A 26,682-nucleotide genomic window follows, 5' to 3' on the forward strand; every position below is an offset into this window, starting at 1 on the left:
GGGGGAAGTCAGTGGGCCAGCGGGCCGATGCGGTACAGGACCTCGGGGTCGTGCGGCCCGTCGGGGAACACGGCCGTGTCGAACAGCACCTCGCGCTCCAGCCGGGCGCCGTGCCGCTCGGCGAACGACGTGAACAGGCGCTCCGAGGCGGTGTTGCCCGGGGTGATGGTGGTCTCCACCGTCGTCACCCCGCGCTCGGTGACGGTCCGGGCGACCAGACCGTCGAGCAGCGTGGCGGCCAGCCCGCGCCCGCGGTGGGCCTCGTCCACCGCCACCTGCCAGACCAGCAGGGTGCGCGGGCTGTCCGGCCGCACGTACCCGGTGATGAAGCCCATCGGCTCGCCGTGCTCGTCACGCGCTACGGCCGACGTGGCCGCGAAGTCGCGGCACCACAGCAGATAGCTGTAGGACGAGTTCAGGTCGAGAACCTTCGAGTCCTTCGCCATCCGCCAGAGCGCGGCTCCGTCAGCCACCGTGGGGCGGTCGATTTGCGGATCTGCTTGTACGGCAGTCATGCGAATTGAACTTACCCAGTGAAATTCAAAATTGCATCGCCGATAGGGGTTACGTATGAGCCGGTCCTGTGTTATCGCGCGGGCGTGAGTCTTTACGCAAGAGGGCGACGAGATGCCCGATATTGTCCGGGTAATACCGGACGAAGCGGTCACGGTGTGTAACGCGTCACAGCCATGTAATCCCCACGAGATCTTCTCGAATTTCCCCTACAGGTGTCCTCAAAATCTTTGGGTTTAGGATCGAGGAAAGCGGGCAGAAGAATACGGGAAGCTATTCTTGAAAGAATTCTTAATTGTGTGCCAGCTTACATGTGGTCGTCTCGGAAAACACGTTTAATTCAGGCCCCGGTCACTCCGTCGATACGTTCCCGCAGGAGATCGGCATGACCGTTGTGCCGGGCGTACTCCTCGATCATGTGAATCAGCACCCAGCGCACGCTCACCTCCATCCCGGGCACCGGCCCCTCGGCGACCCGCCCGATGTGGTCCAGCGGCAGCCCCGCACAGAGCTCCCGCCCCCGCGTGATCTCCCGCCGCCAGATCCCGAGCGCCTCGTCGAGCCCCCGCCCCGGGGCCAGCGTGTAGCCGGTGCCGTCCTCGTACACCGGCGGCACATCGAGCCCGGCGGCCACCCGCTGGAACCAGTTCCGCTCGACCTCGGCGAGATGCTGGACCAGCCCGAGCAGGGTCAGCGTGGACGGCTCGGCCGACGCGATCCGCACCTGCGCGTCGTCCAGCCCGGCGCACTTCAGCGCCAGCGTGGCCCGGTGGAAGTCCAGCCAGCTCTCGAGCATGGCCCGCTCGTCACCGGTGAGGTGCGGGACGGGACGGCCGTCGGGAAGGGTGTGGGGGTTATCGGCAGGGGTGTCGGTGGTCATGCGAGGAGCATGGCACGGGCCACTGACAACGGCGGGGCCCCGACTACCGCCATGCCTCCTCGGCCGCCCGCAGCGCCCCCTCCACATCCACCGACAGCCCCGCCTCCGAGAGGGCGGCCCCCAGTGCCGCCAGACTCGCCCGCACGGCCCCCGGCGTCGCGTCGGCCCCATAGTGATTGACCCGGATCATCTCCTTGGCCAACGCACCCCCGCCGGCGGCGACCGGCACCGCCGGATCCGCCTCCAGCGCCCTGGCCACCAGCTCCGACGCCACCACCCCGGACGGCGCCCGGAGCGTCGTGGCGACGGGCGCCGCGTCCCGCGCCTCGTACACGTACGGCTCCAGGCCGCCGCCGAGCGCGATCGCCCCGGTCCGCGTGGCCGCCGCCGCGGAGGCGTGCCGGGCCATCACGGCGTCCGGCCCCACCGCCTCGATCCGCTCCACGCACGCCTCCAGCGCCAGCATCTCCAGCTGCGCCGGGGCGTGCAGCAGCGCCTTGCGGCCGCCGTCGATCCACCGCTCCTTCCAGTCGAGCAGCGACAGATACGACCGGCGCGGCGCGCGCGGGTTCGCCGCCATCCGGGCCCAGGCCCGCTCGCTCACCGAGACGGCCGACACGCCGGCCGGCCCGCCCATCGCCTTCTGCGCCCCGATCACGCACAGGTCCACGCCCCACGCGTCCGGCAGCACCGGCTCGGCGCCGATCGACGCCACCGCGTCCAGATAGAACAGGGCTCCGTGCTCCCGTACCACCTCGCCGATCTCCGCGACCGGGTTGGTGTTGCCGGTCGCCGCCTCCGCGTGCACCAGGGACACGAAGTCGATCTCCGGGTGCTCGGCGAAGGCCTGCCGGATCTGCTCGGCCGTGACCGCCGTGTGGAAGGGCACCGTCAGGTCGACCACCGTCGCCCCGCAGTCCCGCAGCCAGTCGCCGAAGGTCTGCCCGTACGGGCCCGTGATGACGTTCAGGGCCGTCGTGCCCGGACCGGCCGCGGCGCGGATCGCGCCCTCCAGCGGCAGCAGCGCCTCGCCCTGCATGATCACGACGTCCTGCTCGGTGCTCAGCAGCCGCGCCACACGGTCCTCGATCGCGGCGAAACGGTCCGCCCCGAGCGGGGCCAGGTCCAGAAACGGATGCGTCACGGTGGCACTCTCTTCACGTGCGGGGACTACTCGCGGGAACAACGGGAACGAGCGTAACCGCCGCGCCCCAGCCCTCTACGACCGGTGACTTCGCAGGCCCGACGCCCCTGCGGCCATCGGATTGTTTTCAGCCACCGAAATTCTCCTTATGGTCGGAACCCACAGGTCACTCACAGGAGGCTCTCCGTGAACACGCATCCCGGGCATCGGGCCCGCATCCTGGCCGCCACCACAGCGACGGCCGGGCTGCTGCTCGTGGCCGGCTGTACCTCCACCGACGACGGCGGCACGAAGACGGCCGCGGGCGGCGTCGAGCTCGTCAAGGCGGGCCGGCTCACCACCTGCACCCACCTGCCGTATCCGCCGTTCCAGTCGGAGATCGACGGCAAGGTGCAGGGCTTCGACGTCTCGCTGATCGACCTGGTCGCCAAGGACCTGGGCGTGAAGCAGGACATCCTCGACACGCCCTTCGAGAACTTCAAGACCGGCGCGTTCCTCAACTCCGGCGAGTGCGACCTCGCCGCGGCCGGCATGACCATCACCGAGGAGCGCAAGAAGAACGTCGACTTCTCCGACCCGTACTTCAACGCCACCCAGGCCGTGCTGGTGGACAAGAAGAGCGGCATCGGCTCCTTCGCCGACCTGAAGGGCAAGAAGCTCGGCGCCCAGGCGCAGACGACCGGTGAGGACTACGCCAAGAGCAAGGGCCTCGACCCGGTCTCCTTCGAGTCCTCCGACGCCGTCCTCAACGGCCTGCGCACCGGCCAGGTCCAGGCCGTGATCATCGACTACCCCGTCGTCCAGGGCTGGCTGAAGGACAAGGCCAACGCCGACGCCTTCAAGGTCGTCGACAACCTCGACACCGGTGAGCAGTACGGCTTCACGGTGAAGAAGGGCAACACCAAGCTCCGCGCCGCCATCAACAAGGCGATCGAGGACGCCAAGGCCGACGGCACGTACAAGAAGCTGTACGAGCGGTGGATCGGCCCGTACGACGAGTCCGCCGCGTCGCCCGCCGCCTCATGACCGACACCACCACGGCCGACGTCCAGCCGAGGAAGAAGGGCCTGACCCGGCGGCAGAAGCGCAGCGTGTCGCGCGGCGTCCAGTACGCCGTCTTCGTCGCGGCCGTGATCGCCTTCGCGGTCGCCGCCGACTGGGACCGGCTCCAGAACCAGTTCGCGCAGGCGGACATCGCCGAGCGCATGTTCCCGGACGTCATCACGCTGGCGCTGAAGAACACCGTGCTCTACACGGTGACCGGCTTCGCCGTGGGGCTGGCCCTCGGCATGGTGATCGCGCTGATGCGGCTGTCCTCCGTGGGTCCGTACCGCTGGCTCGCCGGGATCTACATCGAGATCTTCCGCGGTCTGCCCGCCCTGCTGATCTTCATCTTCATCGGCGTCGCCGTGCCGCTGGCCTTCCCCGGCACCGAGATCATCGGCGGCACCTACGGCAAGGTCGCCCTCGCGCTCGGCCTGGTGGCCGCCGCGTACATGGCGGAGACGATCCGCGCCGGCATCCAGGCCGTGCCCAAGGGGCAGATGGAGGCGGCCCGTTCGCTCGGCTTCTCGCCCGCGCGGGCCATGATCTCCATCATCATCCCGCAGGCGTTCCGCATCATCCTCCCGCCGCTCACCAACGAACTGGTGCTGCTGTTCAAGGACTCCTCGCTGGTGCTGTTCCTCGGCGTCACCCTGGAGGAGCGCGAACTGTCCAAGTACGGCCGCGACCTGGCCAGCCAGACCGCCAACTCCACGCCGATCCTGGTCGCCGGACTGTGCTACCTGCTGGTCACGATCCCGCTCGGCTTCGTCGTACGCCGCATGGAGGCGAAGGCCCAGGAGGCCGTGAAATGAGCCGACCCGAGATCGAGGTGCGCGCGCTGCACAAGTCGTTCGGCGCCAACGAGGTGCTGCGCGGCATCGACCTGGAGATCGGCCGGGGCGAGGTCGTCTGTGTCATCGGCCCGTCCGGCTCCGGCAAGTCGACGCTGCTGCGCTGCGTGAACCTGCTGGAGGAGCCGACCAAGGGGCAGGTCTTCGTGGGCGGCACCGAACTGACCGACCCCGACGTCGACATCGACGCCGTACGCCGCCGCATCGGCATGGTCTTCCAGCAGTTCAACCTGTTCCCGCACCTGACGGTGACCGAGAACCTCACGCTGCCCCAGCGCCGGGTGCTGCGCCGCGACAAGGCGGCGGCCGCGAAGGTGGCCGCCGAGAACCTGGCGCGCGTGGGCCTGTCCGAGAAGGCGGCCGACTACCCCTCCTCCCTCTCCGGCGGCCAGCAGCAGCGCGTCGCCATCGCCCGGGCCCTGGCCATGGGCCCCGAGGTGATGCTGTTCGACGAGCCGACCTCGGCGCTGGACCCCGAACTGGTCGGGGACGTCCTCGCGGTGATGCGCATGCTCGCCGACGAGGGCATGACGATGATGGTCGTCACCCACGAGATGACCTTCGCCCGCGAGGTCGCCGACCGGGTCGTCTTCATGGACGGCGGCGTGATCGTCGAGGACGGCACCCCCGAGCAGGTCATCGGCAACCCGCGCCACGACCGCACCCGCCACTTCCTCTCCCGCCTCCTCGACCCCGCCATGGCCGAGGTGGAGGAGGAGACCTCGGACCAGGTGGGCAAGGCCGACTAGCGGCTGACTAGGGTGCCGTACATGAGCGATCGCACGGTGCTGCACGTGAAGGGACGGGTGCTCGTCGGGCCCGAGGAGGTCCGCGACGAGCTGTGGGTCGTCGACGGCCGGATCTCCTACGACCGTCCCGCCGGCGCCCGCGACATCCGTACCGTCAGGGGCTGGGCCCTGCCCGGCCTCGTCGACGCGCACTGCCATGTGGGACTCGACCGGCACGGCGCGGTCCCGCAGGACGTCGCCGAGAAGCAGGCGCTGACCGACCGGGACGCCGGCACGCTGCTGATCCGCGACGCGGGCTCGCCCTCCGACACCCGCTGGATCGACGACCGCGACGACCTGCCGAAGATCATCCGAGCCGGGCGGCACATCGCCCGCACCCGCCGCTACATCCGCAACTACGCCTGGGAGATCGAGCCGGACGACCTGGTCGCCTACGTCGCCCAGGAGGCCCGGCGCGGCGACGGCTGGGTGAAGCTGGTCGGCGACTGGATCGACCGCGACCTCGGCGACCTGTCGGCCTGCTGGCCGCGCGGGGCGGTGGAGGCGGCGATCGCCGAGGCACACCGCCTGGGCGCCCGGGTCACCGCGCACTGCTTCTCGGAGGACTCCCTCCAGGACCTCGTCGAGGCGGGCATCGACTGCATCGAACACGCGACGGGCCTGACCGAGGACCTCATCCCGCTGTTCGCCGAACGAGGCGTCGCCATCGTCCCGACGCTGGTCAACATCGCGACCTTCCCGCAGCTCGCCGACGGCGGCGAGGCCAGGTTCCCGCGCTGGTCGGCCCATATGCGCCGGCTCCACGAGCGCCGCTACGACACGGTGCGGGGCGCCTACGACGCCGGGATCCCGGTCTTCGTCGGCACCGACGCGGGCGGCGGACTCGCCCACGGCCTCGCGGCGGCCGAGGTCGCCGAACTGGTCACCGCGGGCATCCCGCCCGTCGAGGCGCTGGCCGCGGGGACCTGGACGGCCCGGGCCTGGCTCGGTCGCCCCGGTCTGGACGAGGGCGCCCCGGCCGACCTCGTCGTCTACGACGAGGACCCGCGGGCGGACGTGGGCGTGCTGGCGGCGCCGCGCCGGGTGGTGCTGAACGGGCGCGTGGTCGGGTAGCCGCGCGGGTGACGCCGGGGAACGTCTGTGGTGGGGGACGTGGCGGGCGATTCGAAATCATCCACGGTCTCGCCACGTTGGGGTGAAGAGGCGCCAGAACGCTGACGGCGTGCGCCGGGTGCGCGACTCTTTGCGGGTCCCGAGCCCGTCTCATCTGGGAGTCCCCACCGTGAACATCCCTTGCTTCCGCATGCCCGCACGCCGTCTGGCGACCGTCGCGACGGCCACGGTCCTCGCCGCGGGACCCGTGGCACTGACCGGCGTGAGCCCTGCGCACGCCACCGGCGACCACGGCCGCGCGAGCGCCGCCGTCCTGCGCACCGACCTCGATGTCTCCCTGCTCAGCAAGTCGGTGAACGTCCCCCTCGCCGTCTCCCTCAACGAGGTCCAGGCCCCGCGGAGCGCCGAGAAGACCACGCTGACGGCCCGCCTGGACGCGGTGAACGGCGGACAGCTCTTCAGCGTGCTGCGCGCGGAGGCGGCACGGGCGAGAGCCACGACGACCGCCACGAAGGCCGAGGCGACCACCACCCTGGCCCACGCCCGCCTCCACGTCCCCGGCCTGCCGCTGCTGTCTCTGATCGAGGTCGAGCAGGTCACGTCCAAGGCCACCTGCGAGGCCGGGAAGAAGCCGGTCGCCACGACCGACCTGCCCGGCTCGGTGACCGTGCTCGGCAAGCGCGTGACACTGACCGCCGGTGGTCCGACGGACGTCGAGGTGCCGGGCGTCGGCGAGGTACGCCTGGACCTGTCGAACACCCGGAGGACCTCCCGCGCGACAGCCGCCACCGCCCTCGAACTCAAGGTGTCCGTCAACCCGTTGAAGCTGAACGTCGCTGAGGTCGACGGCACCCTCACCCTGGCCGAGGCGACCTGCACGACACCCGCGCCGGCCGCCGCCCGGCCATCGGCCGAGCCGTCCGCCGCACCCGTCGGCGTCAAACCCCAGGGAGCACCCGCCGAGGAGGGCCTGGCCGAGACGGGCGGCGGCTCGACGACCCCGTACCTCGTGGGCGGCGCGATCGTCCTGCTCGCGGCGGGCGGGGGAGCGGTGGTCCTGGCACGCCGCCGGGGCTGACCTCCGGATCCCGGGCCCGGATGGCGGGGCACAAGGACCTCTGGGAGCGTGGCAGACATGGGGGCGGACCGGACCCTGGAGGGCGGGAGGTCACCATGCGCATCGCACCCCTGACCGGTCTGGTGGCCGTCGTCCTGACGCTCGTCGGCTTCCTGCTGCTCGGCGACACACCCGGCTACGACGCCACCGGCTCGGAGGTCAGGGTCTTCTACGAGGACCACCGGACGCAGACCGGAGTGAGCCTGTACCTGCTGGTGCTGGCGGCGGTCTTCTTCGTCTTCTTCGCCGCCCATCTGGCCCATGTAGTACGGGACGTCCCGGCGAGCGGCGGCTGGCTGCACCGGGTGATCCTCGGCGGCGGGCTGCTGCTCGCCATCGGCTTCCTGGCCGGGTCCTCGCTGATCCTGGCCCTGCTGGACCTCGCCGACGAGCCGACGGCCTCCGGCCCCGCGCTCCAGGCCCTCAACACCCTGAACGAGGAATTCTTCATCCCCGTCTTCGTCGGCATGGCCCTGATGCTGCTGGGCGCGGGCCTGGCCACCGTCCGCGCCGCCGTCAGCCCGCTGCCCCGCTGGCTGGCCTGGGCCGCCGTCGTGCTCGGCGTCCTGGTCTTCATTCCCTGGGTCAGCTACTTCGCCTTGCTGGCCTCGTACCTGTGGGTCGCCGTCACCAGCGCCCTGCTGTCCCGCCGCCCCCAGGACGGCACACCGACCGGGAGGGAGACGGCCGGGACCGCCGCCCGGCGGTGAGGCGTCAGCCCGCCAGCGCACGCTCCAGCGCCCGCAGGAACCCGTCCACCGTCCCCCGGTCCCGCACCGCCAGCCGCAGCCACTCCTCGTCCAGGCCGGGGAAGGTGTCCCCGCGCCGCACGGCGTAGCCGAGGTCGCGCAGGCGGCTGCGTACGGCCGCCGCGTGCGGCAGGCGGATCAGGACGAACGGGCCCTCCGCGGGTTCGACCACCCGCAGCCCGGCCGGGGCGAGGCGGGCGAGGCCCGTCAGCAGGTGGGCCCGGTCCGTGGCGACGCGATGGGCCGCGTGGGCCGCCTCCGCCACCGCCCGTGGCCCCACGCACGCCTGCGCCGCGGCCAGCGCCGGCGTCGACACCGGCCACAGCGGCTGCGTCCGCTCCAGAACCTCGACGGTCTCCGGCGCCGCCAGCACGTACCCGATCCGCAGCCCGGCCAGCCCCCATGTCTTGGTCAGGCTGCGCAACACCACGAGGCCGGGTACGTCGACGCGGTCCGCCAGGGCCTCCCGCTCGCCCGGCACCGCGTCCATGAACGCCTCGTCCACCACCAGCAGCCGCCCGGGCCGGGCGAGAGAGGCGATCACGTCCGCCGGGTGCAGCACCGACGTCGGGTTCGTCGGATTGCCGATCACCACCAGGTCCGCGGCCTCGGGGACGGCCGCCGGGTCCAGCCGGAACCCGTCCTCCTCCCGCAGCAGCACCCGGTCGACCGTGTGCCCCGCGTCGCGCAGCGCGGCCTCCGGCTCCGTGAACTGCGGGTGGACGACGACCGGCCGCCGCACCTTCAGCGCCCGCGCCAGCAGCACGAACGCCTCCGCCGCCCCGGCCGTCAGCAGCACCCGCTCCACCGGCAGGCCGTGCCGCGCCGCCACCGCCGCGCGTGCGGCCCGCCCGTCCGGGTAGGCCGCCAACCCGCCCAGCGACGCGGCGATGTGCTCCCGCAGCCACACCGGCGGGGTGTCCGCGCGGACGTTCACGGCGAGGTCGACGAGCGAGCCGCCGTCGTCCCGGACCTCCGCGTCCCCGTGGTGCCGCAGATCGTGGCCGCTCTCCGTGCGCAGGGGATTCTCCGCGCCCATGGGATGCTCAGTGGGCATGGGAGTGCGCCCCGTGGTGGTGCCCGTGCCCGTGGTGGTGGCCGTCGTCGTCCGGGTGGAAGTGCGGCTGCTGCGGCAGCCCCACCTTGTCCTCGAAGCCCGGCAGCGCGACGCGGTACACGCACGAGTCGCAGTTCATCCGCAGATCACCCTCGACGGCCTCCGCGTACCGCTCCCACACCAGGTCCAGCAGCTCCGGCTCCGGCCCGATGACGTCGGCCGAGCGCACCTCGACCTCCGGGTGCGCCGCCGCCCAGCCCTCCGTCTGAAGCCGCACCCGGTCCGGCAGGATGCCGGTGAACAGGAAGTAGGGGAGCACCACGATCCGACGGGCGCCCAGCCGCGCGCACCGGTCGAGTCCGCTCGGCACGTCCGGCGCCGCCAGCGACACGAACGCCGTCTCGACCCCCGCGTACCCGCGCCCCTCCCACAGCAGCCGCGCCGCCTTGTACACCTCGGCGTTGGCGTCCGGGTCCGTCGACCCGCGCCCCACCAGCAGCACCGTCACATCGGCCCGGTCACCCGGCCTGCGCCCCGCGGCGCCGCCCAGCGCCTCGTCCAGCCGCCGCTCCAGCACGTTCAGCAACGACGGGTGCGGGCCCAGCGGACGCCCGTACGTGTACGAGATCCCGGGGTGCCGCTCCTTCTCGCGGGCCAGCGCCGCCGGGATGTCGCCCTTGGCGTGCCCGGCGGACACCAGCATCAGCGGCACGGCGGCGAACCGCTGCACGCCCCGCTCCACCAGCTCGGTGACGGCCTCGCCCAGCGGCGGCGGGGACAGCTCGATGAAGCCGCCCGCGACGGGCAGTTCCGGGTGGCGGGCCCCCAGCTCCCGCACGAAGTCGCGGAACGCCTCGGCTCCGGCGTCGTCACGGGTGCCGTGGCCGGCGATGAGCAGGGCGGGCGGGGTGGTCACAGGTTCTCCTCGGCGGACGTGGGGTGGTGGACGACGCGGTTCACTCGGACTCCTCCTGCCAGCGGTAGCCGCGCGGCGTCACCATGCGCCCGGCGATCTCGCGGGTCGCGGTGTTGCCCACGGTGACGACCGTCATCATGTCGACCGTCGCCGGGTCGAGCGCGGTCAGCGTCGTGAGCCGGGCGGACTCGTCCGGCCGCGAGGCGTTGCGCACGACACCGACCGGCGTCGTCGGCGCCCGGTGCTCGGCGAGGATGTCCAGCGCCTTGGGCAGCTGCCAGTCGCGGCCGCGCGAACGCGGGTTGTAGAACGTCACCACGATGTCGGCCTCGGCCGCCGCCCGCACCCGCCGCTCGATGACCTCCCACGGCGTGTGCAGGTCGGACAGGCTGATCGACACGTGGTCGTGGCCCAGCGGCGCGCCCAGGATCGCGCCGGCCGCGAGCGCCGCCGTCACGCCGGGCACACCGACCACGTCGATGTCGTCGGAGGCCTCGGCGAGCGCGGGGGAGGCCATGGCGTACACGCCCGCGTCCCCGCTGCCGATCAGCGCGACGGCCCGCCCCTCGCGGGCCTCCTCGACGGCCGTGCGCGCCCGCTCCTCCTCGGCCCCCAGCCCCGACTCCAGGATCCGGGTGCCGGGCCGCAGCAGATCGCGGATCTGGTCGACGTACTGGTCGAGCCCGACGAGTACGGAAGCGCGCCGGAGCTCCGCCTTCGCACGCGGCGTGAGCAGGTCCCGGGCGCCCGGCCCGAGCCCGACCACCGCGAGCCGCCCGCGGCCCGGCCGCCGTACGACGGCACAGGTCGCCATGGCAGGGCTCGCGGCGGACTTCCGCTTGGGGAGGAGGAGTTCGCCGCCGCGCAGGAGGGCCGCGGCCTCCGCGACCGAGGGCGTGCCGACGGCGGCGAGCGGCGCGTCGGACGGATTGGGCACGTCCACCCCGGCCAACTCCCCGGCGGAGTACGTCACCAGGGGCACACCGAGCCGCCGCGCGGCCTCGACGAGGCCGGGCTCCTCGGCCTTGGCGTCGACGGTGGCGAGCTCGGCGACCGACGCCGCGGACAGCCCGGCCTCCCGGAGGGCACCCTCGATCAGCCCGAGCACCTCCTCGACGGGGGCCCCCTTCGACGCCCCGACCCCGACGACCAGTGACGGCGGGCGCAGCACCACCTCGCGCTCGGCCGCCTGGACGAGCCGGTCGGTCAGCCGGATCGTGTACGCCCCCTCGGCGGCCACCGGGAGCGGCGGCAGCGGCCAGGCAACCTCGGCCCGCAGCGCCACCGCCTCACCGTCGAGCAACGCCCGGGAGACCCCGGCGACATCGCCCTCCACGGGCAGGCCGAGGGTGTCCAGGCCGGGCAGGCCGACGGCATCCGTCGCCGTGGTCACCACCGGCTCGGCGCCCAGCAACTCCCCGACTTCCCGGGCGAGTTCGTTGGCCCCGCCCGCGTGCCCGCCCACCAGGGACACCGCGAACCGCCCACTCTCGTCGACGCACACCACGCCCGGGTCCGTCGTCTTGCCGGACAGCAGCGGCGCCACCAGGCGCACCACCGCCCCCGTCGCCAGGAAGCACACGAGCTGCTCGCACTGCGCGAACGCGGCCCGTACGGCGTCCCCGACGGGACCCTCGTACACACGCGTGCGGTCCGGCCACGCGGCGGCCAGCCGGTCCCGCGCAGCCGCTCCCGCCGCGGTGGCGGAAATGAGGCCGATCACTGAGCGACTCCTTCTTCGGTTTCCTCGATACCTGCAGGAGGCCGGACGATCATCTACTGGCACCCCGTTCGCGCAGTGCCTTGCGGGCCTCGGGGTCGGCCTTGCGGTAGCCGTGGAAGTGACCCGGGTGGTACAGGTGCGAGCGCGTGCCGTGCGCGTCGAGCGCCGGGCCGACCAGGAACAGCGTGTGCTTCCAGAGCTTGTGTTCCTTGACCGTCTCCTCCAGCGTGCCGATCGTGCACTTCACGACCAGCTCCTCCGGCCAGGTCGCCTGGTACGCGACCACCACCGGGGTCGTCGTCGGATAACCGCCCTCCAGCAGCTCCCGCACCAGCTGCCCGCTGCGGGCCGCGGAGAGGAAGATCGCCATGGTGGTGCCGTGCCGGGCGAACTCGCGGACCTCCTCCCCGGGCGGCATGGGTGTCTTGCCGCCGCCGAGCCGGGTCAGGACGACGGACTGCGCGACCTCGGGAATGGTCAGCTCGCGCTGTGCGAGCGCTGCGACGGCGGAGAAGGCGGACACCCCGGGCACGACCTCGGTCGCGATGCCGACAGCGGCACACCGGTCGAGCTGCTCCTGGGTGCCGCCCCACAGTGCGGGGTCACCGGAGTGGATCCTGGCGACGCGCAGGCCCTCCTCCCGGGCCCGCCGGTACACGGCCACGACGTCCTCCAGGGACAGGGCCGCCGAGTCGAGGATCTCCGCGTCCTCGCGCGCGTGCTGGAGGACCTCCGCCTGGACCAGGCTCGCCGCCCAGATCACCACGTCGGCCTCGGCGATGGCGCGCGCGGCACGGAACGTCAGCAGGTCGGCGGCGCCGGGGCCGGCACCGACGAAGGTCACCTTGCCGGTGGGGGCGTCGGCCATGGGTTGGTCCTCTCGTACAGGGGGTTCCGGTAGGCGGGGTGATGCACGGGCGGGTCAGAGCTTTCCGCCCCGCCCGCCGTCACGCCGCGCGGGGGAGATGAGCGTCGACAGATAGGGCAGGGGAGCGCCGTCCAGGTCGGCGGCCGGCCGGATCGACTCCTCCGTCAGCCCCAGCGCCGACCCCCACACCGCGTCACCGATCCGGCCGGTCTCGCGCAGCGCCTCGGCGACCTCGTTCGCCTGCCGGCCGAACTTGTAGGCGACGACGGTCCCGGGCCCGGCGAGGGCCTCCTTGAGCACGGTCGCCCCTGCCGTGACGGGCACGAGCGTGAGCGGCTCGGTCCCCTCGGTCAGCACGGCGCCCGACCGCGCGGCGAGGTCCTGCATGGCGGTGATCCCGGGCACGGTCTCGACGACGGTCCCCGGCACCAGCTCGGCGATGGTCTGCGCGAGATACGTGAACGTGGAGTACACGTTGGGATCCCCGATGGTCGCGAAGGCGACGGCACCGCGCCCGCGCAGCAGCTCGGCCACCCGCTCGCCCGCCGCGTCCCAGGCGGCCTCGCGCCGCGCCCGGTCGCTCCGCTCGTTCAGCGCGAATACGACCCGGACGACCTTCTCCTCGGGCACGTAGTGCAGCACGGTCGCCTCGGCGCGCCCGCGTTCGCCGCCGTCTTTTCCATCAGATGCAGCCATCACGGGCACTACGACGACTTCGGCCTCCCGCAGGGCGTTCACGCCCTTGACGGTCACCAGCTCCGGATCCCCGGGCCCGACCCCGACACCGATCAGCCTGCTGCTCATGACGTCCGGCACCTCTCCACGAACCGACGGGCGACACCGGGCTGTGCCGCCCAGTGCGTGTGCAGATAGCTCGCGTGCACACCGCGCCGCACGAACCCCTCGACGCGCCGCTGAGGGGTCCTGAGGCCCCAGGCGGGTTCTGCCCCCGCCCCGGGCTCCACGGCGGTCCGGTGGAACTCGTGCCCCCGCATCCGTGTCCCCGCCGCCGCGAGCACACTGTCGCCGACGGCCACGGCGTCCCGGTACCCCAGGGTCAGCCGCCCGGTCATCCGCGCCCCGGCGTCCAGCACCCCGCACATCGGCAGTCCGTCCAGCTCCCGGCACAGATACAGCAGCCCGGCACACTCGGCGGCCACGGGCGCACCGCTCTCCGCCAGGTGGGCAACGGCCTTGCGCAGGGGCTCGTTGGCGGACAGCTCGGCGGCGTACACCTCGGGGAACCCGCCCCCGATCACCAACCCCCGCGTCCCTTCGGGCAGTTCCTCGTCCCGCAACGGATCGAAGGGCACGACGTCGGCACCGGCGGCAGTGAGCAGCTCGGTGTTCTCGGCGTAGGAGAAGGTGAACGCCTCACCGCCGGCGACGGCGACGACCAGCCCGTCCGGCGTTTGAGGACGAGGCCGTTCAGGCCGATCGGGGGCCCAGGGGGCGGAGCCCCCTGGCGGGGTCGAAGGGGCGGAGCCCCTGGAGGATGGGACGGGTAGGGGCGGCGGGGGCGAGGAAACAGCCTCAGCCGCATCCCAAGCCGCACCCGACAACACCCCCGCACTCCGGGCCAGCTCCATCAACCCGTCGAGATCACAACCGCCGGAGACCTGCGCGGCCATCGCCGCAACCGCCTCCACCGCCTCGGCCCGCCGCTCGGCGACCGGCACCAGCCCCAGATGCCGCGACGGCGTGTCCACCTGCGGAGCCCGCCGCAGCACCCCGAGCACCGGCACCCCCGTCTGCTCCAACGCCTCCCGCAGCATCACCTCGTGCCGGTCCGAGGCGACCTTGTTCAGAATCACGCCCCCGACCCGCACCTCCGGATCCCAGGAGACGAACCCGTGCACCAGCGCCGCCACCGACCGCGACTGCGACGACGCGTCGACGACCAGCACCACCGGCGCCCGCAGCAGCTTCGCGACATGAGCCGTGGAGGCCAGCTCCCCTTCCCCGGCGGCCCCGTCGTACAGCCCCATCACGCCCTCGACGACGGCGACGTCACACCCGCGCGCCCCGTGCAGGAACAACGGCCCGACCAGCTCAGGCCCGCACAGATACGCGTCGAGGTTCCGCCCCACCCGCCCGGTCGCGAGCGCGTGGTACCCGGGGTCGATGTAGTCCGGCCCGACCTTGTGCGGGGACACGGCGAGCCCCCGCGCGGCGAACGCGGCCATCAGCCCCGTGGCGACGGTGGTCTTGCCACTGCCCGACGAGGGCGCGGCGACGACCAGCCGGGGCACGGACGAGGACATCACCACTCGATGCCCCTCTGCCCCTTCTGCCCCGCGTCCATCGGGTGCTTCACCTTGGACATGTCGGTCACGAGGTCGGCGAAGTCCACGAGCTTCTCGGGAGCGTTGCGCCCCGTGATCACCACATGCTGGGTCCCGGGCCGGTTCCGCAGGACGTCCACGACCTCGTCGGTGTCCACCCACCCCCAGTGCAACGGGTAGGCGAACTCGTCCAGCACGTACAGCCGGTACGTCTCCGCAGCCAGGTCCCGCTTGACCTGCTCCCAGCCCTCCCGGGCCTTCTCCTCGTTGTCCAGCTGTGCGTCGCGCTGCACCCAGGACCAGCCCTCGCCCATCTTGTGCCAGGCGACGGACCCGCCCTCGCCGGAGGCACCGAGCACGCGCAGCGCGTTCTCCTCGCCGACCTTCCACTTCGCCGACTTGACGAACTGGAACACCCCGATCGGCCAGCCCTGGTTCCAGGCCCGCAGCGCGAGCCCGAAGGCGGCCGTCGACTTGCCCTTGCCTACGCCCGTGTGCACGACGACGAGCGGCCGGTTCCGGCGCTGTCGGGTCGTCAGACCGTCGTCCGGAATGACACTCGGCTGTCCCTGCGGCATTACGCGGCCCTCCTCGAAGTCCCCTGCACATCCCTGACCAGCCCGGCGATCGAGTCGGCCCGCAGCTCGTCCAGCGTCACGGCCGTGCCGCCCAGCTCACCGGCGAGCTGCCCGGCGAGCCCCAGCCGCACCGGCCCCGACTCGCAGTCCACGACGACGGACGCGACGCCCTCGGCCGCGAACAGCCGAGCCGCCCGCCCGGCCAGGGCGACCGGCTCCGGGCCCCCGGTGGCCCGCCCGTCCGTCACCAGTACGACCAGCGGCCGCCGTGCCGGATCCCGCAGCCGCTCCACCCGCAGCACGTCGTGCGCGCGCAGCAGCCCGGCGGCGAGCGGCGTGCGCCCCCCGGTCGGCAGCGACTCCAGCCGGGTCGCCGCCGCGTCCACGGACGAGGTCGGCGGCAGCGCGACGTCCGCGCCCGAACCCCGGAACGTCACCAACCCCACCTTGTCCCGCCGCTGGTAGGCGTCCAGCAGCAGCGACAGAACGGCCCCCTTCACGGCACTCATCCGCTGCCGCGCCGCCATCGACCCGGAGGCGTCCACGACGAACAGCACGAGGTTGCCCTCGCGCCCCTCGCGGGTGGCCTGCCGCAGATCGTCCCGGCGCACGACCAGACCCGGCCCGGACCGCCCGCGCGCCCGCTGGTGCGGCGCCGCGGCCTGCACGGTCGCCGCCAGGTGCAGCTTCGTGAGCGCGCCCCGCGGCCGCCGGGCCCCGGTCGTCCGCCCGTGCTCGGTCCGCGCCCGCGAACGCCGCCCGGCGGCACCCTCGCCGATCCCGGGCACGCTCAGCACCTTGGTCCGGAACGGCTCGGCAGACCGTGCGGCCGACTGCTCACCGGCCCCCGACGGCTGCGGCTGTCCGTCCTGCCCGGCCTCGGGCGTGGCGCCGGTGTCGTCGCCCTGCGGCCCGTCGTCGGGCTCCGGCTGCCCACCGCCCCCGCCGGGCCCGCCGGGCCCGTCCGGGCCCTGGTCCGGGTCCGGGTCCGGGTCGTCGTCCCCGGAGAACTCCTCCAGGGTCTCGTCCAGCTTGTCCTCGTCCAGTCCCGGCGCGTCGAAGGGGTTGCGCCGCCGGCGGTGCGGCAGCGCGAGCAGCGCGGCCTGCCGTACGTCCTCGGCGAGCACGTCCGTACGCCCCGCCCAGGCCGCCAGCGCCGTCGCCGTGCGCGCCATCACGATGTCGGCGCGCATGCCGTCGACCTCGAAGGCCGCGCAGGTCGCCGCGATCTGCCGCAGCGCCCCGTCGCCCAGCCGCACGGACGGCAGCAGCTCCCGCGCCGCGACGATCCGCGCCCGTACGTCGGCCTCCTCGTCCGCCCACCGGGCCGCGAAGCCGTCCGGATCGTCGTCGTAGGCGAGCCGTCGCCTGACGACCTCGACCCGCTGGTCGGGCTCCCGCGAGGCCGCGACCTCGACGGTCAGCCCGAACCGGTCGAGCAACTGCGGCCGCAGCTCGCCCTCCTCGGGGTTCATGGTGCCGACGAGCAGGAACCGCGCCGCGTGCCGCACGGAGACGCCCTCGCGTTCCACGTACGAGGCGCCCATCGCCGCCGCGTCCAGCAGCAGGTCGACCAGGTGGTCGTGGAGGAGATTGACCTCGTCCACGTAGAGGATGCCGCGGTGCGCGTCGGCGAGCAGGCCGGGCTCGAAGGCCTTCACGCCCTCCGACAGCGCCCGCTCGATGTCCAGCGCGCCCACCAGCCGGTCCTCCGAGGCGCCGACGGGCAGTTCGACCATCCGGGCCGGACGGGACTTGCCGTCGGTTCCCGGGGTGTGCGGCCCGTCGGGGCAGGCGGGGTCGGGGGAGGAGGGGTCGCAGGAGAAGCGGCACTCGGGGACGACGTCCACCTCCGGCATGAGCGCGGACAGCGCCCGCACGGCCGTCGACTTGGCGGTGCCCTTCTCACCGCGCACCAGCACACCGCCGACCGCCGGCGACACGGCGTTCAGCAGCAGCGCGAGCCGCAGGTCGTCCTGGCCCACCACGGCCGTGAACGGGAACGGGGTGCTCACTTCTCGTCACCTTCCAAGTCGCCTTCGAGCTCCAGGTAGGTGGCACGCAGCCGGTCCAGCGTCTCCGCGTCCGGCTCCGCCCACAGTCCGCGGTCGGCGGCCTCCAGCAGCCGCTCGGTGATGCCGCGCAGCGCCCAGGGGTTGGACGTCTTCATGAACTCCCGGTTCTCCGGGTCGAAGACGTACTCGGCGCTGAGTTTCTCGTACATCCAGTCGTCCACGACCCCGGCCGTGGCGTCGTACCCGAACAGGTAGTCCACCGTCGCGGCCATCTCGAAGGCGCCCTTGTAGCCGTGCCGCCGCATGGCCGCCATCCAGCGCGGGTTGACCACCCGGGCGCGGAACACCCGGTGCGTCTCCTCGCCCAGCGTGCGGGTCTTCACCTGGTCCGGGGTGGCCGAGTCGCCGACGTACGCCTCGGGGCTCGCGCCCGTCAGATGGCGGACCATGGCGACCATGCCGCCGTGGTACTGGAAGTAGTCGTCGGCGTCGACGAGGTCGTGCTCACGCGTGTCGACGTTCTTCGCGGCGACCGCGATCCGCCGGAACGCCGTCTCCATGTCCCCGCGCGCGGCCCGGCCGTCGAGCCCCCGCCCGTAGGCATAGCCGCCCCACACCGCGTACACCTCGGCGAGGTCCGCGTCGGAGCGCCAGTTGCGCGCGTCGATCAGCGGTAGCAGACCCGCCCCGTACGCCCCCGGCTTGGAGCCGAAGATCCGGGCGGTCGCCCGGCGCCGGTCGCCGTGCTCGGCGGTGTCCTCGTCGGCGTGCGCCCGGACGTAGTTCAGCTCGGCGGGCTCGTCCAGCTCGGCGACCTTGCGGACGGCATCGTCGATCAGCCCCACCACATGCGGGAACGCGTCCCGGAAGAAGCCCGAGATACGGACCGTCACGTCGATGCGCGGCCGGCCGAGCTCCTCCGGGGAGATCACCTCGAACCCGGTCACCCGGCGCGAGGCGTCGTCCCACACCGGCCGGCAGCCCAGCAGCGCCAGGATCTCGGCGATGTCGTCGCCCTGGGTGCGCATGGCCGAGGTGCCCCACACCGTCAGGCCGACGGACTTCGGGTACTCGCCCGTGTCGGTCAGATACCGCTGCACCAGCGAGTCCGCGAGCGACTGCCCGACCTCCCAGCTCAGCCGGGACGGGATCGCCTTGGGGTCGACGGAGTAGAAGTTGCGCCCCGTCGGCAGGACGTTGACCAGGCCGCGGGTCGGCGAGCCGGAGGGACCCGCCGGGACGTAACCGCCGTCCAGCGCCCGCAGGACGTGCCCGATCTCGTCGCTCGTCCTGGCCAGCCGCGGCACGACCTCCGTGCAGGCGAACTCCAGCACCGCCACGGCGTCGGCGACGTCCCCGCCGAGCACCTCCCGGACCAGCGCCGGGGCCTCGGCGACCGCCCAGCCGCGCTCCTCCATGCCCTCCGCGATCCGCCGGCACAGCTGCTCCAGCAGGTCGATCGCGTCGGCGGCGGTGCGCGCCGGCCCCGCCACCAGGCGCGTCAGCTCCGCCGACACCTTCACCGGAGCGCCCGGCTCGGCCAGCAGCTCCTTCTCCACCAGCCCGAAGTGCTCCGCCAGCGCCGCCCTGAGCCCCGGCAGCGCGTCGGCCTGACCGCCCCACACCTGCGAGGCGCGCAGCACCGCCAGCACGAGGTTGACGCGCGGTTCACCCACCGGGCCGCCGCCCAGGATGTGCAGGCCGTCGCGGATCTGCACGTCCTTGATCTCGCACAGATAGCCGTCGATGTGCATGACGAACTCGTCGAACGCCTCGTCGTCCGGCTGCTCGTCGACATGCAGGTCGTGATGCAGCTCGGCGGCCTTCACGAGGGTCCAGATCTGCGCGCGCACGGCCGGGGCCTTCGCCGGGTCCAGGTCGGAGACGAGCGCGTACTCGTCCAGGAGCTGCTCCAGCTTGGCCAGGTCGCCGTAGGTGTCGGCACGGGCCATCGGCGGCACCAGGTGGTCGACGACCGTGGCGTGCCCGCGCCGCTTGGCCTGGGTGCCCTCGCCCGGGTCGTTGACGATGAACGGGTAGATCAGCGGCAGCTCCCCGAGCACGGCGTCCGGGGCGCAGCCGCCACTGAGCCCGAGGCCCTTGCCGGGCAGCCACTCCAGCGTGCCGTGCTTGCCCATGTGCACGATCGCGTCCGCGCCGAAACTGTTCTCCAGCCAGCGGTAGGCCGCCAGGTAGTGGTGGGACGGCGGCATGTCCGGGTCGTGGTAGATCGCGATGGGGTTCTCGCCGAAGCCGCGCGGCGGCTGGATCATCACGACGACGTTCCCGAACTGCAGGGACGCCAGCACGATGTCGTCCCCGTCGACGTACAGGCTGCCCGGCGGCTCGCCCCACGCCTCGGTCATGGCGTCCCTCAGCTCCGGGTCGAGCTGGTCGAACCAGGCCCGGTAGTCCGCCAGCGGCACCCGCGCGGGCGCGGCGGCCAGCTGCTCGTCCGTCAGCCACTCCACGTCGTGCCCGCCGGCCGCGATGAGCCGGTGGATCAGCTCGTCGCCGGTTTCGGGCAGCTCGCCGACCTCGTACCCGGCATCGCGCAGTGCTTTCAGCAGCACGAGAGCCGACGCTGGTGTATCGAGCCCTACAGCGTTGCCGACCCGGGAGTGCTTGGTGGGATACGCGGTGAAGACCAGCGCGAGCTTCGGCTCACCTCCGCCACTGCGGAGATAACGCAGTCGGGCATGCCTGTAGGCGATACCCGCGACACGCGCAGCACGCTCCGGGTCGGCAACGTACGTGAAGATACCGTCTTCGCTGGGCTCCTTGAACGAGAACGGCACGGTGATCAGCCGCCCGTCGAACTCCGGGATCGCCACCTGCATCGCGGCGTCCATGGGGGACAGGGCGGCGTCGGAGGCCTCCCAGGCGCGCCGCGAGGACGTCAGGCACAGCCCTTGCAGCACGGGGATGTTGAGCTCGGCGAGGGCGCCGATGTCCCAGGACTCCTCGTCACCGCCCGCCGAGGCCTGCGAGGCGTGGGTGCCGCCGGCGGCGAGGACGGTGGCGACGAGGGCGTCCGCCCGCCCGAGGATCTCGTACAGCCCCGCGTCGGCCCCGCGCAGCGAACCGCAGTACACGGGAAGCGCGTTGGCGCCCCGCGCCTCGATCGCGTCGCACAGGGTGTCCACGAAGGCGGTGTTGCCGCTCAGCTCGTGCGCCCGGTAGAAGAGCACGCCGACGGTCGGCCGGCCCTCGACCTGTGCGCGCTCGCCCCGGACGCCGTACTCCGGCATCCGCTGCGGCGCCGCGAACCCCTCACCCGTGAGCAGCACGGTGTCGGACAGGAACCGCGCCAGCTCGGTGAGGTTGGCCGGCCCGCCCTCCACGAGGTACTTCAGCGCCTCCGCCACGACACCGGCCGGCACCGACGACTCGGCCATCAGCTCCGCGTCGGGCACCGCCTCGCCGCCCAGCAGCACGGTCGGGACGCCGGACGCCTTCAGCGCGGCGAGCCCGTCCTCCCAGGCCCGCTTGCCGCCGAGCAGCCGCACGACGGCGATGTCCGCGCCGTCGAGGAGCGCCGGAAGCTCCTCCCCGACGTCCACGCGGGTCGGGTTGCCGATCCGGTACGAGGCACCGGAGGCGGCCCGGGCCGCCAGCAGGTCCGTGTCGGCGGTCGACAACAACAACACAGTGCTCATGCGGGTGCTCCCGGTGGAATGAAGGGCAGTCCTCGCGGCGCGCCCGACTCGATGAGCCGCCACAGCGCGTCCGTGTCCGCGTGCTGTTCGATCAGGTCGCCGAGCCGGTCGAGCTGCTCCTCGCGCAGCGCGGCGAACGAGGTGTCCGGCGCCGGCACGAAGCGGCGCCCCGCGGCGGCGGCCACCTCGCGCAGGAAGGCCCGCCGGAACCCGTCCGACTCCAGCGAGCCGTGCCAGTGCGTGCCCCAGGTCTGGCCGACCCGGCAGCCGTCCAAGAAGGGGTTCCCTCCGGTGACGTCGGCGACCCCGTGGTGGATCTCGTAGCCGTCCACGCGCTCCCCGAGGGCCTCGCCCTCCGGCCGCGTGAGGGTCTTCTCGCGGGCGAACCGCACCCGCACGGGCAGGACCCCGAGCCCCTCGACATGGCCCCGGCGGCTCTCCACGTCGTCCTCGATGTGCTCGCCGAGGATCTGGAAACCGCCGCAGATCCCCAGGACGGGCCGCTGCTCGGCGGCCCTGCGCACGAGAGCGCCGGCCAGCCCGCGCTCCCGCAGCCACTCCAGCGCACGGACGGTCCCCCGGGTCCCCGGCACGACGACGAGGTCGGCGTCGGCGAGTTCCTCCGGCCGGTCCACGAACCGCACCACGACACCCGGTTCGGCGGCCAGCGCGTCCACGTCCGTGAAGTTGGACATGAGCGGAACGGCGCACACGGCGACGCGCAGCACGTCCTCGCCGACCGGCGGGGCGACGACGGACTCCCGGACCGTCCCCCGCAGGGAGACGCGCAGCCCGTCCTCCTCGTCGATCCCGAGCCCGTGCCGGAAGGGCAGGACGCCGTACGTACGCCGCCCGGTGAGGCCCTGGAGCATGTCGAGACCCGGCTCCAGCAGGGAGACGTCCCCCCGGAACTTGTTGACGAGGAACCCGGCGACGCACTCCTGGTCCTCGCGCGACAGCAGCGCGACCGTCCCGAAGAACGAGGCGAAGACACCGCCCCGGTCGATGTCGCCGACGACGAGCACGGGGAGCCCGGCGTTGCGGGCGATCCCCATGTTGACGATGTCCGTCCGGCGCAGATTGATCTCGGCCGGACTGCCCGCCCCCTCACAGATCACCGCGTCATACGTGCCCCGCAACTGCTCCAGACAGTCCAGCACGGTCCCGAGCAGCATCTGCTGCCGTCCGCCGTGGTACCCGCGTGCGCTGAGCTCCCCGACCGGCTTGCCCAGCAGCACGACCTGGCTGCTGCTCTCGCCACCGGGCTTGAGCAGCACCGGGTTCATCAGCGCGCTCGGCTCGACGCGGCAGGCCTGCGCCTGCATGGCCTGCGCCCGGCCGATCTCGGCGCCCTCCTTCGTCACGAAGGAGTTGAGGGACATGTTCTGCGCCTTGAAAGGCGCGACCTTGACGCCCTGCCGCACCAGCCACCGGCAGATCCCGGCGGTCACGACGCTCTTGCCGGCGTCGGAGGTGGTACCGGCGACGAGAAGCCCACCGCCCGTCATGACGTACGCCCTTTCGCGATGCGGCGCGCGGCGACACAGACGCCGAGCGCGAGCCAGCCGACACGCCTGGACAGCCGTACGGCCCGTTCGATGTCCCGTGTGGCGACGGCGCGCCCGGCCCTGTTGAGCACGGGCCGGTGCTCGACGCGCCCGCCGTAGGACAGGGTCCCGCCCAGCCGCACCCCGAGCGCCCCCGCGAACGAGGCCTCCACCGGCCCGGCGTTGGGGCTCGGATGCTTGGCGGCATCGGCACGCCAGGCCCGCACGGCTCCCTGCGGATCGTCCCCTGCCAGGGCCGCGAGCACGGCGGTCAGCCGGGCCCCCGGCCATCCCGCGAGATCGTCCAGCCGCGCGGAGGCCCACCCGTAGCGCCGGTACCGGGCCGACTTGTGCCCGACCATGGCGTCGAGGGTGTTGACGGCCCGGAACCCGAGGAGCCCCGGCACACCACCGACGGCCCCCCACACGAGCGCCCCCACGACCGCGTCGGAGGTGTTCTCGGCGACGGACTCGACCACGGCCCGGGCGATCCCGTCGGCGTCGAGCGCCTGCGGATCCCGCCCGCACAGGTGTGGCAGCCGCGCCCGGGCCGCCTCGACGTCCCCCGCCTCCAGGGCACGCCCGATGGCCTGAGCCTCCCGCGCGAGCGAAGTCCCCCCGACCACGGCCCAGGTGGCGGCACCGGTCAGTGCGACGGAGGCGACGGTGGAGTTCCGCACGACACGCGCGGCGACGCCCCCGAGCGCGACGGAGCCTCCGGCACACACCACGGTGTGCAGCGCGCCCCACCCCCGGTGGTCCCGCCACAACACCCGTTCCACGGCCCCCGCGGCCCGCCCGAACACGGCGACCGGATGCCCCCGGCGAGGATCGCCGAGCAGCAGGTCACCGATCAGACCGGCGGCGGCGCCGTACGCGAAGACGCGACCGGCACCCATGGGCTCAGCCGGCCGCGGGGGCAGGCAGGGGTGGGGTACTGAAGCTCGATCGGCAGCCGCGCATGGCGATATGTCCTCACTCAGGGTGTCCACGCCCTGGTTCGACTGGACCGGCGGTGAGAGTTCCTGGCTCCCGGGGATTGCTACCCCGGTGACAGTGGCGGGACCGCGCCGGACTTCCACCGGCTTCCTCTCCTGCCGCCGTACTGGCCCCGGCAGTCCACCACGGCCGGGAACAGCCGTCAACTTGCCGTTGACCTGCGAGGGGAGAGTGTGGAGAAGCCCACACCGCCAGGGTGCGGACCTGCGGAAAGGGCGGGACCGGTGCGCTACGACGCCGAGTTGTCCCCCCCGGCCACACGACAACCGGGCGGCACAGAACCGAAGTCCCGTACCGCCCGGCAGAAGTGACCGTGATCAGGCCACGATCAGATAGATCCCGTACCCGACGGCCGCCGCACACGCCGCGAAGCACGCGTACGCGCCCGTCACGGCAAGTCCCGCGGATCCGCCCGCAGTCACCGCCCGCTCGCGGCGGGACAGGCCGGTGATGCCGAGGGTGAACAGGCCCACGAGGGCCACGGTGACCACGAGGCTGACGCCGAAGACGGAGCCGAGGGCCGCCCAGTCGATCTTCATGGCAGAGGTTCTCCTTGTAACCGCGTGGGCGGGGTCAGACCGGGGTGGTCGTGGTGGAGGGAGTGCGTTCGGTCTGGGCCTGCGCCGGGATCGTGACGCTCGGCCCGTCGGTGGCCGTGCCACCCGCCGGGGGCGGTGTCACCGCGGCCATCGCCGTGGTCACCACACCGGCCGGCTCCACCTCGTCGGCGTCGTTGACGTTGGTGTGGTCGACGACCTCACGCCGCGAGATCTTCCAGATCGCCGCGCTGGAGGCGACGAGGAAGACGGCCACCACCGCGGTACCCCAGCTGCCGAAGCCGGTGACGTACTCGGCGAGCGCGGCCACCAGGGCCGCCGCCGGCAGCGTCAGACCCCACGCGACGAACATCCGCGTCGCCGTCGACCAGCGGACGACACCGCCCTTGCGGCCGAGGCCCGCGCCCATCACCGAGCCGGACACGGAGTGGGTGGTGGAGAGGGAGAAACCGATGTGCGAGGAGGCCAGGATGACCGTGGCCGCGCTGGTCTGGGCGGCGAAGCCCTGCTGCGGCTGGAGGTCGGTCAGGCCCTTGCCCATGGTGCGGATGATGCGCCAGCCGCCGAGGTACGTGCCGAGGGCGATGGCGAGACCCGCCGAGAGGATGACCCACATGGGCGGGTCGGAGTCGGGGGCGACGGCGCCGCCGGCGACCAGGGCGAGGGTGATGACACCCATCGTCTTCTGGGCGTCGTTGGTGCCGTGGGCCAGGGAGACCAGGCCCGCGGAGGCGATCTGGCCGGCGCGGTAGCCCTTTTCGGAGGCCTTGCCGTCGGCCTTCTTGCCGAGGGAGTACGTCAGCCGCGTGGCGAGCAGCGCCGCGACGCCCGCGACCAGCGGGGCGGCGATCGCCGGGATCAGCACCTTGGTGACCAGGACGTCACCGTGCACCGCGCCGACGCCCGCCGAGGCGATCGTGGCGCCGATCAGGCCGCCCATCAGGGCGTGCGAGGAACTGGACGGCAGGCCGACGAGCCAGGTCAGCAGGTTCCAGAGGATCGCGCCGACCAAGGCGGCGAAGATGACCTCGGGACGGATGCCGGTCTCGTCGACGAGACCCTTGGAGATCGTGTTGGCGACTTCCACGGACAGAAAGGCGCCGACCAGGTTGAGAACGGCGGACATGGCGACGGCGACCTTGGGCCTCATGGCACCCGTGGAAATGGTCGTGGCCATCGCGTTCGCGGTGTCGTGGAAACCGTTCGTGAAATCGAACGCGAGTGCGGTTATCACCACAATCGCGAGGATCAGCGAGAAGCTTTCCATTTACCCAGGCAATCGTTCGAGGTCATTGGTTGGACGAACGTAGGCAACCCGAGTGAACGGAAGATGAACTGGGAGGGGCGTAGGGGTGTCCGCAATCGAGGGTTGTCGTTCCGCCCTGCTGTCAGGCTCCCCACGCCCCGAGAACTAGGTGCCTCGCGCGAACTGTTTCAGCTGATCGAGTGACCCGCCGAAGAGGTTCTGGTCGCCCGGCAGGCTCCCGGAGCCGTTGTCGTACTGCCAGAAGGTCCACGACGACCAGCCGGCCGGGAGCGTGCCCGCGCCGGTGGCGTTGTAGCGGGCGATCCACAAGGGGTGGTCGGCGGCGAAGGCACGGCTGTTGCCCGTGCACGTGTTCCACCAGTGGGTGGTCGTGTAGATCATCGGGCGGCGGCCGGTGAGCCGCTTGACCTCGTCGCTGAACGACTTGATCCAGTCGACCATCCTCGCCTTGTTCAGGCCGTAGCACCTGCGCTTCTTGTCGTACGGGTTGTATTCGATGTCGAGCGCGGGCGGCAGCGTCCAGCCGTCCGCGGTCCAGCCGCCGCCGTTGCGCACGAAGTACGCCGCCTGCGCCTGGCCCGACGAGCTGTTGGGCAGCGCGAAGTGGTAGGCGCCGCGGACGAGACCCGCCTTGCGCGATCCGTTGTACTGCTGGCCGAAGTAGGGGTTGCGGTAGGTGGTGGACTCGGTCGCCTTGACGTAGGCGAACCTGGCGCCCTTCGCCTTTGTGCTCTGCCAGTCGATGTTCTTCTGGTGTGACGAGACGTCGTGTCCCTTCGGGCGGCTCGCCCCGAGGGCCGGAGCCTCGGCGAGGGCGGTGCCTCCCAGTGCGAGTGCCGCCGCGCACGCGGCGAGCCATCGGCCGCGGTGTCGGGACGGTGTGTGGTCACGGGCCATGTTTCCCCCCGGAATGGCGACGTGCACGGCAAATCCCCCAGAGAGTACTGGAAGATCATTGAATGCCCGAAGATCTCCGGCCAAGAGGGATCCGTGCGGCGTTTGTGCCGATACGCGCCCTTACGAATGCCCGGCTTCCGGCCTAAAGTGC

The 26,682-nt window shown here is 72.5% G+C and carries 23 protein-coding genes and 1 riboswitch; of the genes, 6 read left to right on the plus strand and 17 right to left on the minus strand.

The window, feature by feature from the left end; translation table 11 throughout:
- Positions 1 to 8: 8 nt before the first annotated feature.
- The 3 genes from ectA to ACZ6TU_RS10835 all read right to left on the minus strand — a co-directional run bounded on the left by ectA (position 9) and on the right by ACZ6TU_RS10835 (position 2,537).
- Complete coding sequence (gene ectA, locus ACZ6TU_RS10825) at positions 9 to 515, minus strand: diaminobutyrate acetyltransferase (RefSeq protein WP_467673715.1); 507 nt, start codon at positions 513 to 515, stop codon at positions 9 to 11.
- Positions 516 to 853: 338 nt separating this feature from the next.
- Positions 854 to 1,393, minus strand: a complete 540-nt coding sequence (locus ACZ6TU_RS10830) for a DinB family protein (protein ID WP_467673713.1) — start codon at positions 1,391 to 1,393, stop codon at positions 854 to 856.
- Positions 1,394 to 1,436: 43 nt separating this feature from the next.
- Positions 1,437 to 2,537, minus strand: a complete 1,101-nt coding sequence (locus ACZ6TU_RS10835; protein WP_469547790.1) for a pyridoxal-phosphate-dependent aminotransferase family protein — start codon at positions 2,535 to 2,537, stop codon at positions 1,437 to 1,439.
- 186 nt (positions 2,538 to 2,723) lie between these two features.
- On the opposite strand from ACZ6TU_RS10835, the gene ACZ6TU_RS10840 reads away from it, so the two are divergent.
- The 6 genes from ACZ6TU_RS10840 (at position 2,724) to ACZ6TU_RS10865 (ending at position 8,124) form a co-directional block, all read left to right on the plus strand.
- The gene (locus ACZ6TU_RS10840) at positions 2,724 to 3,563 is read left to right on the plus strand and encodes a basic amino acid ABC transporter substrate-binding protein (RefSeq protein ID WP_467673709.1); all 840 of its coding nucleotides are present in this window, start codon (positions 2,724 to 2,726) and stop codon (positions 3,561 to 3,563) included.
- Positions 3,560 to 4,396, plus strand: a complete 837-nt coding sequence (locus tag ACZ6TU_RS10845) for an amino acid ABC transporter permease (RefSeq protein WP_467673707.1) — start codon at positions 3,560 to 3,562, stop codon at positions 4,394 to 4,396. Before ACZ6TU_RS10840 ends, ACZ6TU_RS10845 begins: the two co-directional genes overlap by 4 nt.
- Positions 4,393 to 5,184 carry an amino acid ABC transporter ATP-binding protein gene (locus ACZ6TU_RS10850; protein WP_467673705.1) on the plus strand — a complete coding sequence of 264 codons (792 nt, stop codon included), beginning with the start codon at positions 4,393 to 4,395 and terminating at the stop codon, positions 5,182 to 5,184. The genes ACZ6TU_RS10845 and ACZ6TU_RS10850 overlap by 4 nt, the downstream gene beginning before the upstream one ends.
- 21 nt (positions 5,185 to 5,205) lie before the next feature.
- Positions 5,206 to 6,297: an amidohydrolase family protein gene (locus ACZ6TU_RS10855; protein WP_467673703.1), complete on the plus strand. Its 1,092-nt coding sequence runs from the start codon at positions 5,206 to 5,208 to the stop codon at positions 6,295 to 6,297.
- 169 nt (positions 6,298 to 6,466) lie between these two features.
- Positions 6,467 to 7,375: an SCO1860 family LAETG-anchored protein gene (locus ACZ6TU_RS10860; RefSeq protein ID WP_467673701.1), complete on the plus strand. Its 909-nt coding sequence runs from the start codon at positions 6,467 to 6,469 to the stop codon at positions 7,373 to 7,375.
- A 95-nt stretch (positions 7,376 to 7,470) separates the two neighbouring features.
- Positions 7,471 to 8,124 carry a hypothetical protein gene (locus tag ACZ6TU_RS10865; RefSeq protein WP_467673699.1) on the plus strand — a complete coding sequence of 218 codons (654 nt, stop codon included), beginning with the start codon at positions 7,471 to 7,473 and terminating at the stop codon, positions 8,122 to 8,124.
- Between the two features lie 4 nt (positions 8,125 to 8,128).
- On the opposite strand, the gene cobC is transcribed toward ACZ6TU_RS10865, so the two are convergent.
- The 14 genes from cobC to ACZ6TU_RS10935 form a co-directional block, all read right to left on the minus strand.
- The gene (gene cobC / locus ACZ6TU_RS10870) at positions 8,129 to 9,220 is read right to left on the minus strand and encodes an Rv2231c family pyridoxal phosphate-dependent protein CobC (protein ID WP_467673697.1); all 1,092 of its coding nucleotides are present in this window, start codon (positions 9,218 to 9,220) and stop codon (positions 8,129 to 8,131) included.
- Positions 9,210 to 10,136 carry a sirohydrochlorin chelatase gene (locus tag ACZ6TU_RS10875; protein WP_467673695.1) on the minus strand — a complete coding sequence of 309 codons (927 nt, stop codon included), beginning with the start codon at positions 10,134 to 10,136 and terminating at the stop codon, positions 9,210 to 9,212. Before ACZ6TU_RS10875 ends, cobC begins: the two co-directional genes overlap by 11 nt.
- Before the next feature lie 40 nt (positions 10,137 to 10,176).
- Complete coding sequence (cobJ, locus tag ACZ6TU_RS10880; protein WP_467673693.1) at positions 10,177 to 11,859, minus strand: precorrin-3B C(17)-methyltransferase; 1,683 nt, start codon at positions 11,857 to 11,859, stop codon at positions 10,177 to 10,179.
- A gap of 49 nt (positions 11,860 to 11,908) precedes the next feature.
- Positions 11,909 to 12,727: a precorrin-4 C(11)-methyltransferase gene (gene cobM / locus ACZ6TU_RS10885; protein ID WP_467673691.1), complete on the minus strand. Its 819-nt coding sequence runs from the start codon at positions 12,725 to 12,727 to the stop codon at positions 11,909 to 11,911.
- Positions 12,728 to 12,781: 54 nt separating this feature from the next.
- A complete protein-coding gene (gene cobI / locus ACZ6TU_RS10890; protein ID WP_467673689.1) occupies positions 12,782 to 13,531 on the minus strand; it encodes a precorrin-2 C(20)-methyltransferase in 750 nt (249 codons plus the stop codon).
- A complete protein-coding gene (locus ACZ6TU_RS10895) occupies positions 13,528 to 14,991 on the minus strand; it encodes a cobyrinate a,c-diamide synthase (RefSeq protein WP_467673687.1) in 1,464 nt (487 codons plus the stop codon). The genes cobI and ACZ6TU_RS10895 overlap by 4 nt, the downstream gene beginning before the upstream one ends.
- Positions 14,991 to 15,590 carry a cob(I)yrinic acid a,c-diamide adenosyltransferase gene (cobO, locus tag ACZ6TU_RS10900; RefSeq protein ID WP_467673685.1) on the minus strand — a complete coding sequence of 200 codons (600 nt, stop codon included), beginning with the start codon at positions 15,588 to 15,590 and terminating at the stop codon, positions 14,991 to 14,993. Before cobO ends, ACZ6TU_RS10895 begins: the two co-directional genes overlap by 1 nt.
- Positions 15,590 to 17,605 carry a putative cobaltochelatase gene (locus tag ACZ6TU_RS10905; RefSeq protein ID WP_467673683.1) on the minus strand — a complete coding sequence of 672 codons (2,016 nt, stop codon included), beginning with the start codon at positions 17,603 to 17,605 and terminating at the stop codon, positions 15,590 to 15,592. Before ACZ6TU_RS10905 ends, cobO begins: the two co-directional genes overlap by 1 nt.
- On the minus strand, positions 17,602 to 21,264 hold the full coding sequence (cobN, locus tag ACZ6TU_RS10910) for a cobaltochelatase subunit CobN (RefSeq protein ID WP_467673681.1): 3,663 nt from the start codon (positions 21,262 to 21,264) through the stop codon (positions 17,602 to 17,604). Before cobN ends, ACZ6TU_RS10905 begins: the two co-directional genes overlap by 4 nt.
- Entirely contained in the window at positions 21,261 to 22,772 is a 1,512-nt protein-coding gene (locus ACZ6TU_RS10915) for a cobyric acid synthase (protein WP_467673679.1), read from the minus strand. The genes cobN and ACZ6TU_RS10915 overlap by 4 nt, the downstream gene beginning before the upstream one ends.
- Complete coding sequence (locus ACZ6TU_RS10920) at positions 22,769 to 23,710, minus strand: cobalamin biosynthesis protein (protein ID WP_467673677.1); 942 nt, start codon at positions 23,708 to 23,710, stop codon at positions 22,769 to 22,771. Before ACZ6TU_RS10920 ends, ACZ6TU_RS10915 begins: the two co-directional genes overlap by 4 nt.
- A 101-nt stretch (positions 23,711 to 23,811) precedes the next feature.
- Positions 23,812 to 23,950, minus strand: a riboswitch (cobalamin riboswitch).
- Between the two features lie 177 nt (positions 23,951 to 24,127).
- Positions 24,128 to 24,349, minus strand: a complete 222-nt coding sequence (locus ACZ6TU_RS10925; protein WP_467673675.1) for a hypothetical protein — start codon at positions 24,347 to 24,349, stop codon at positions 24,128 to 24,130.
- Positions 24,350 to 24,383: 34 nt separating this feature from the next.
- Positions 24,384 to 25,634 carry an inorganic phosphate transporter gene (locus tag ACZ6TU_RS10930; protein ID WP_467673673.1) on the minus strand — a complete coding sequence of 417 codons (1,251 nt, stop codon included), beginning with the start codon at positions 25,632 to 25,634 and terminating at the stop codon, positions 24,384 to 24,386.
- Between the two features lie 144 nt (positions 25,635 to 25,778).
- The gene (locus ACZ6TU_RS10935; RefSeq protein ID WP_467673671.1) at positions 25,779 to 26,531 is read right to left on the minus strand and encodes a lysozyme; all 753 of its coding nucleotides are present in this window, start codon (positions 26,529 to 26,531) and stop codon (positions 25,779 to 25,781) included.
- Between the last annotated feature and the right edge of the window lie 151 nt (positions 26,532 to 26,682).

It is taken from the genome of Streptomyces sp. NPDC052064 (assembly GCF_055585925.1).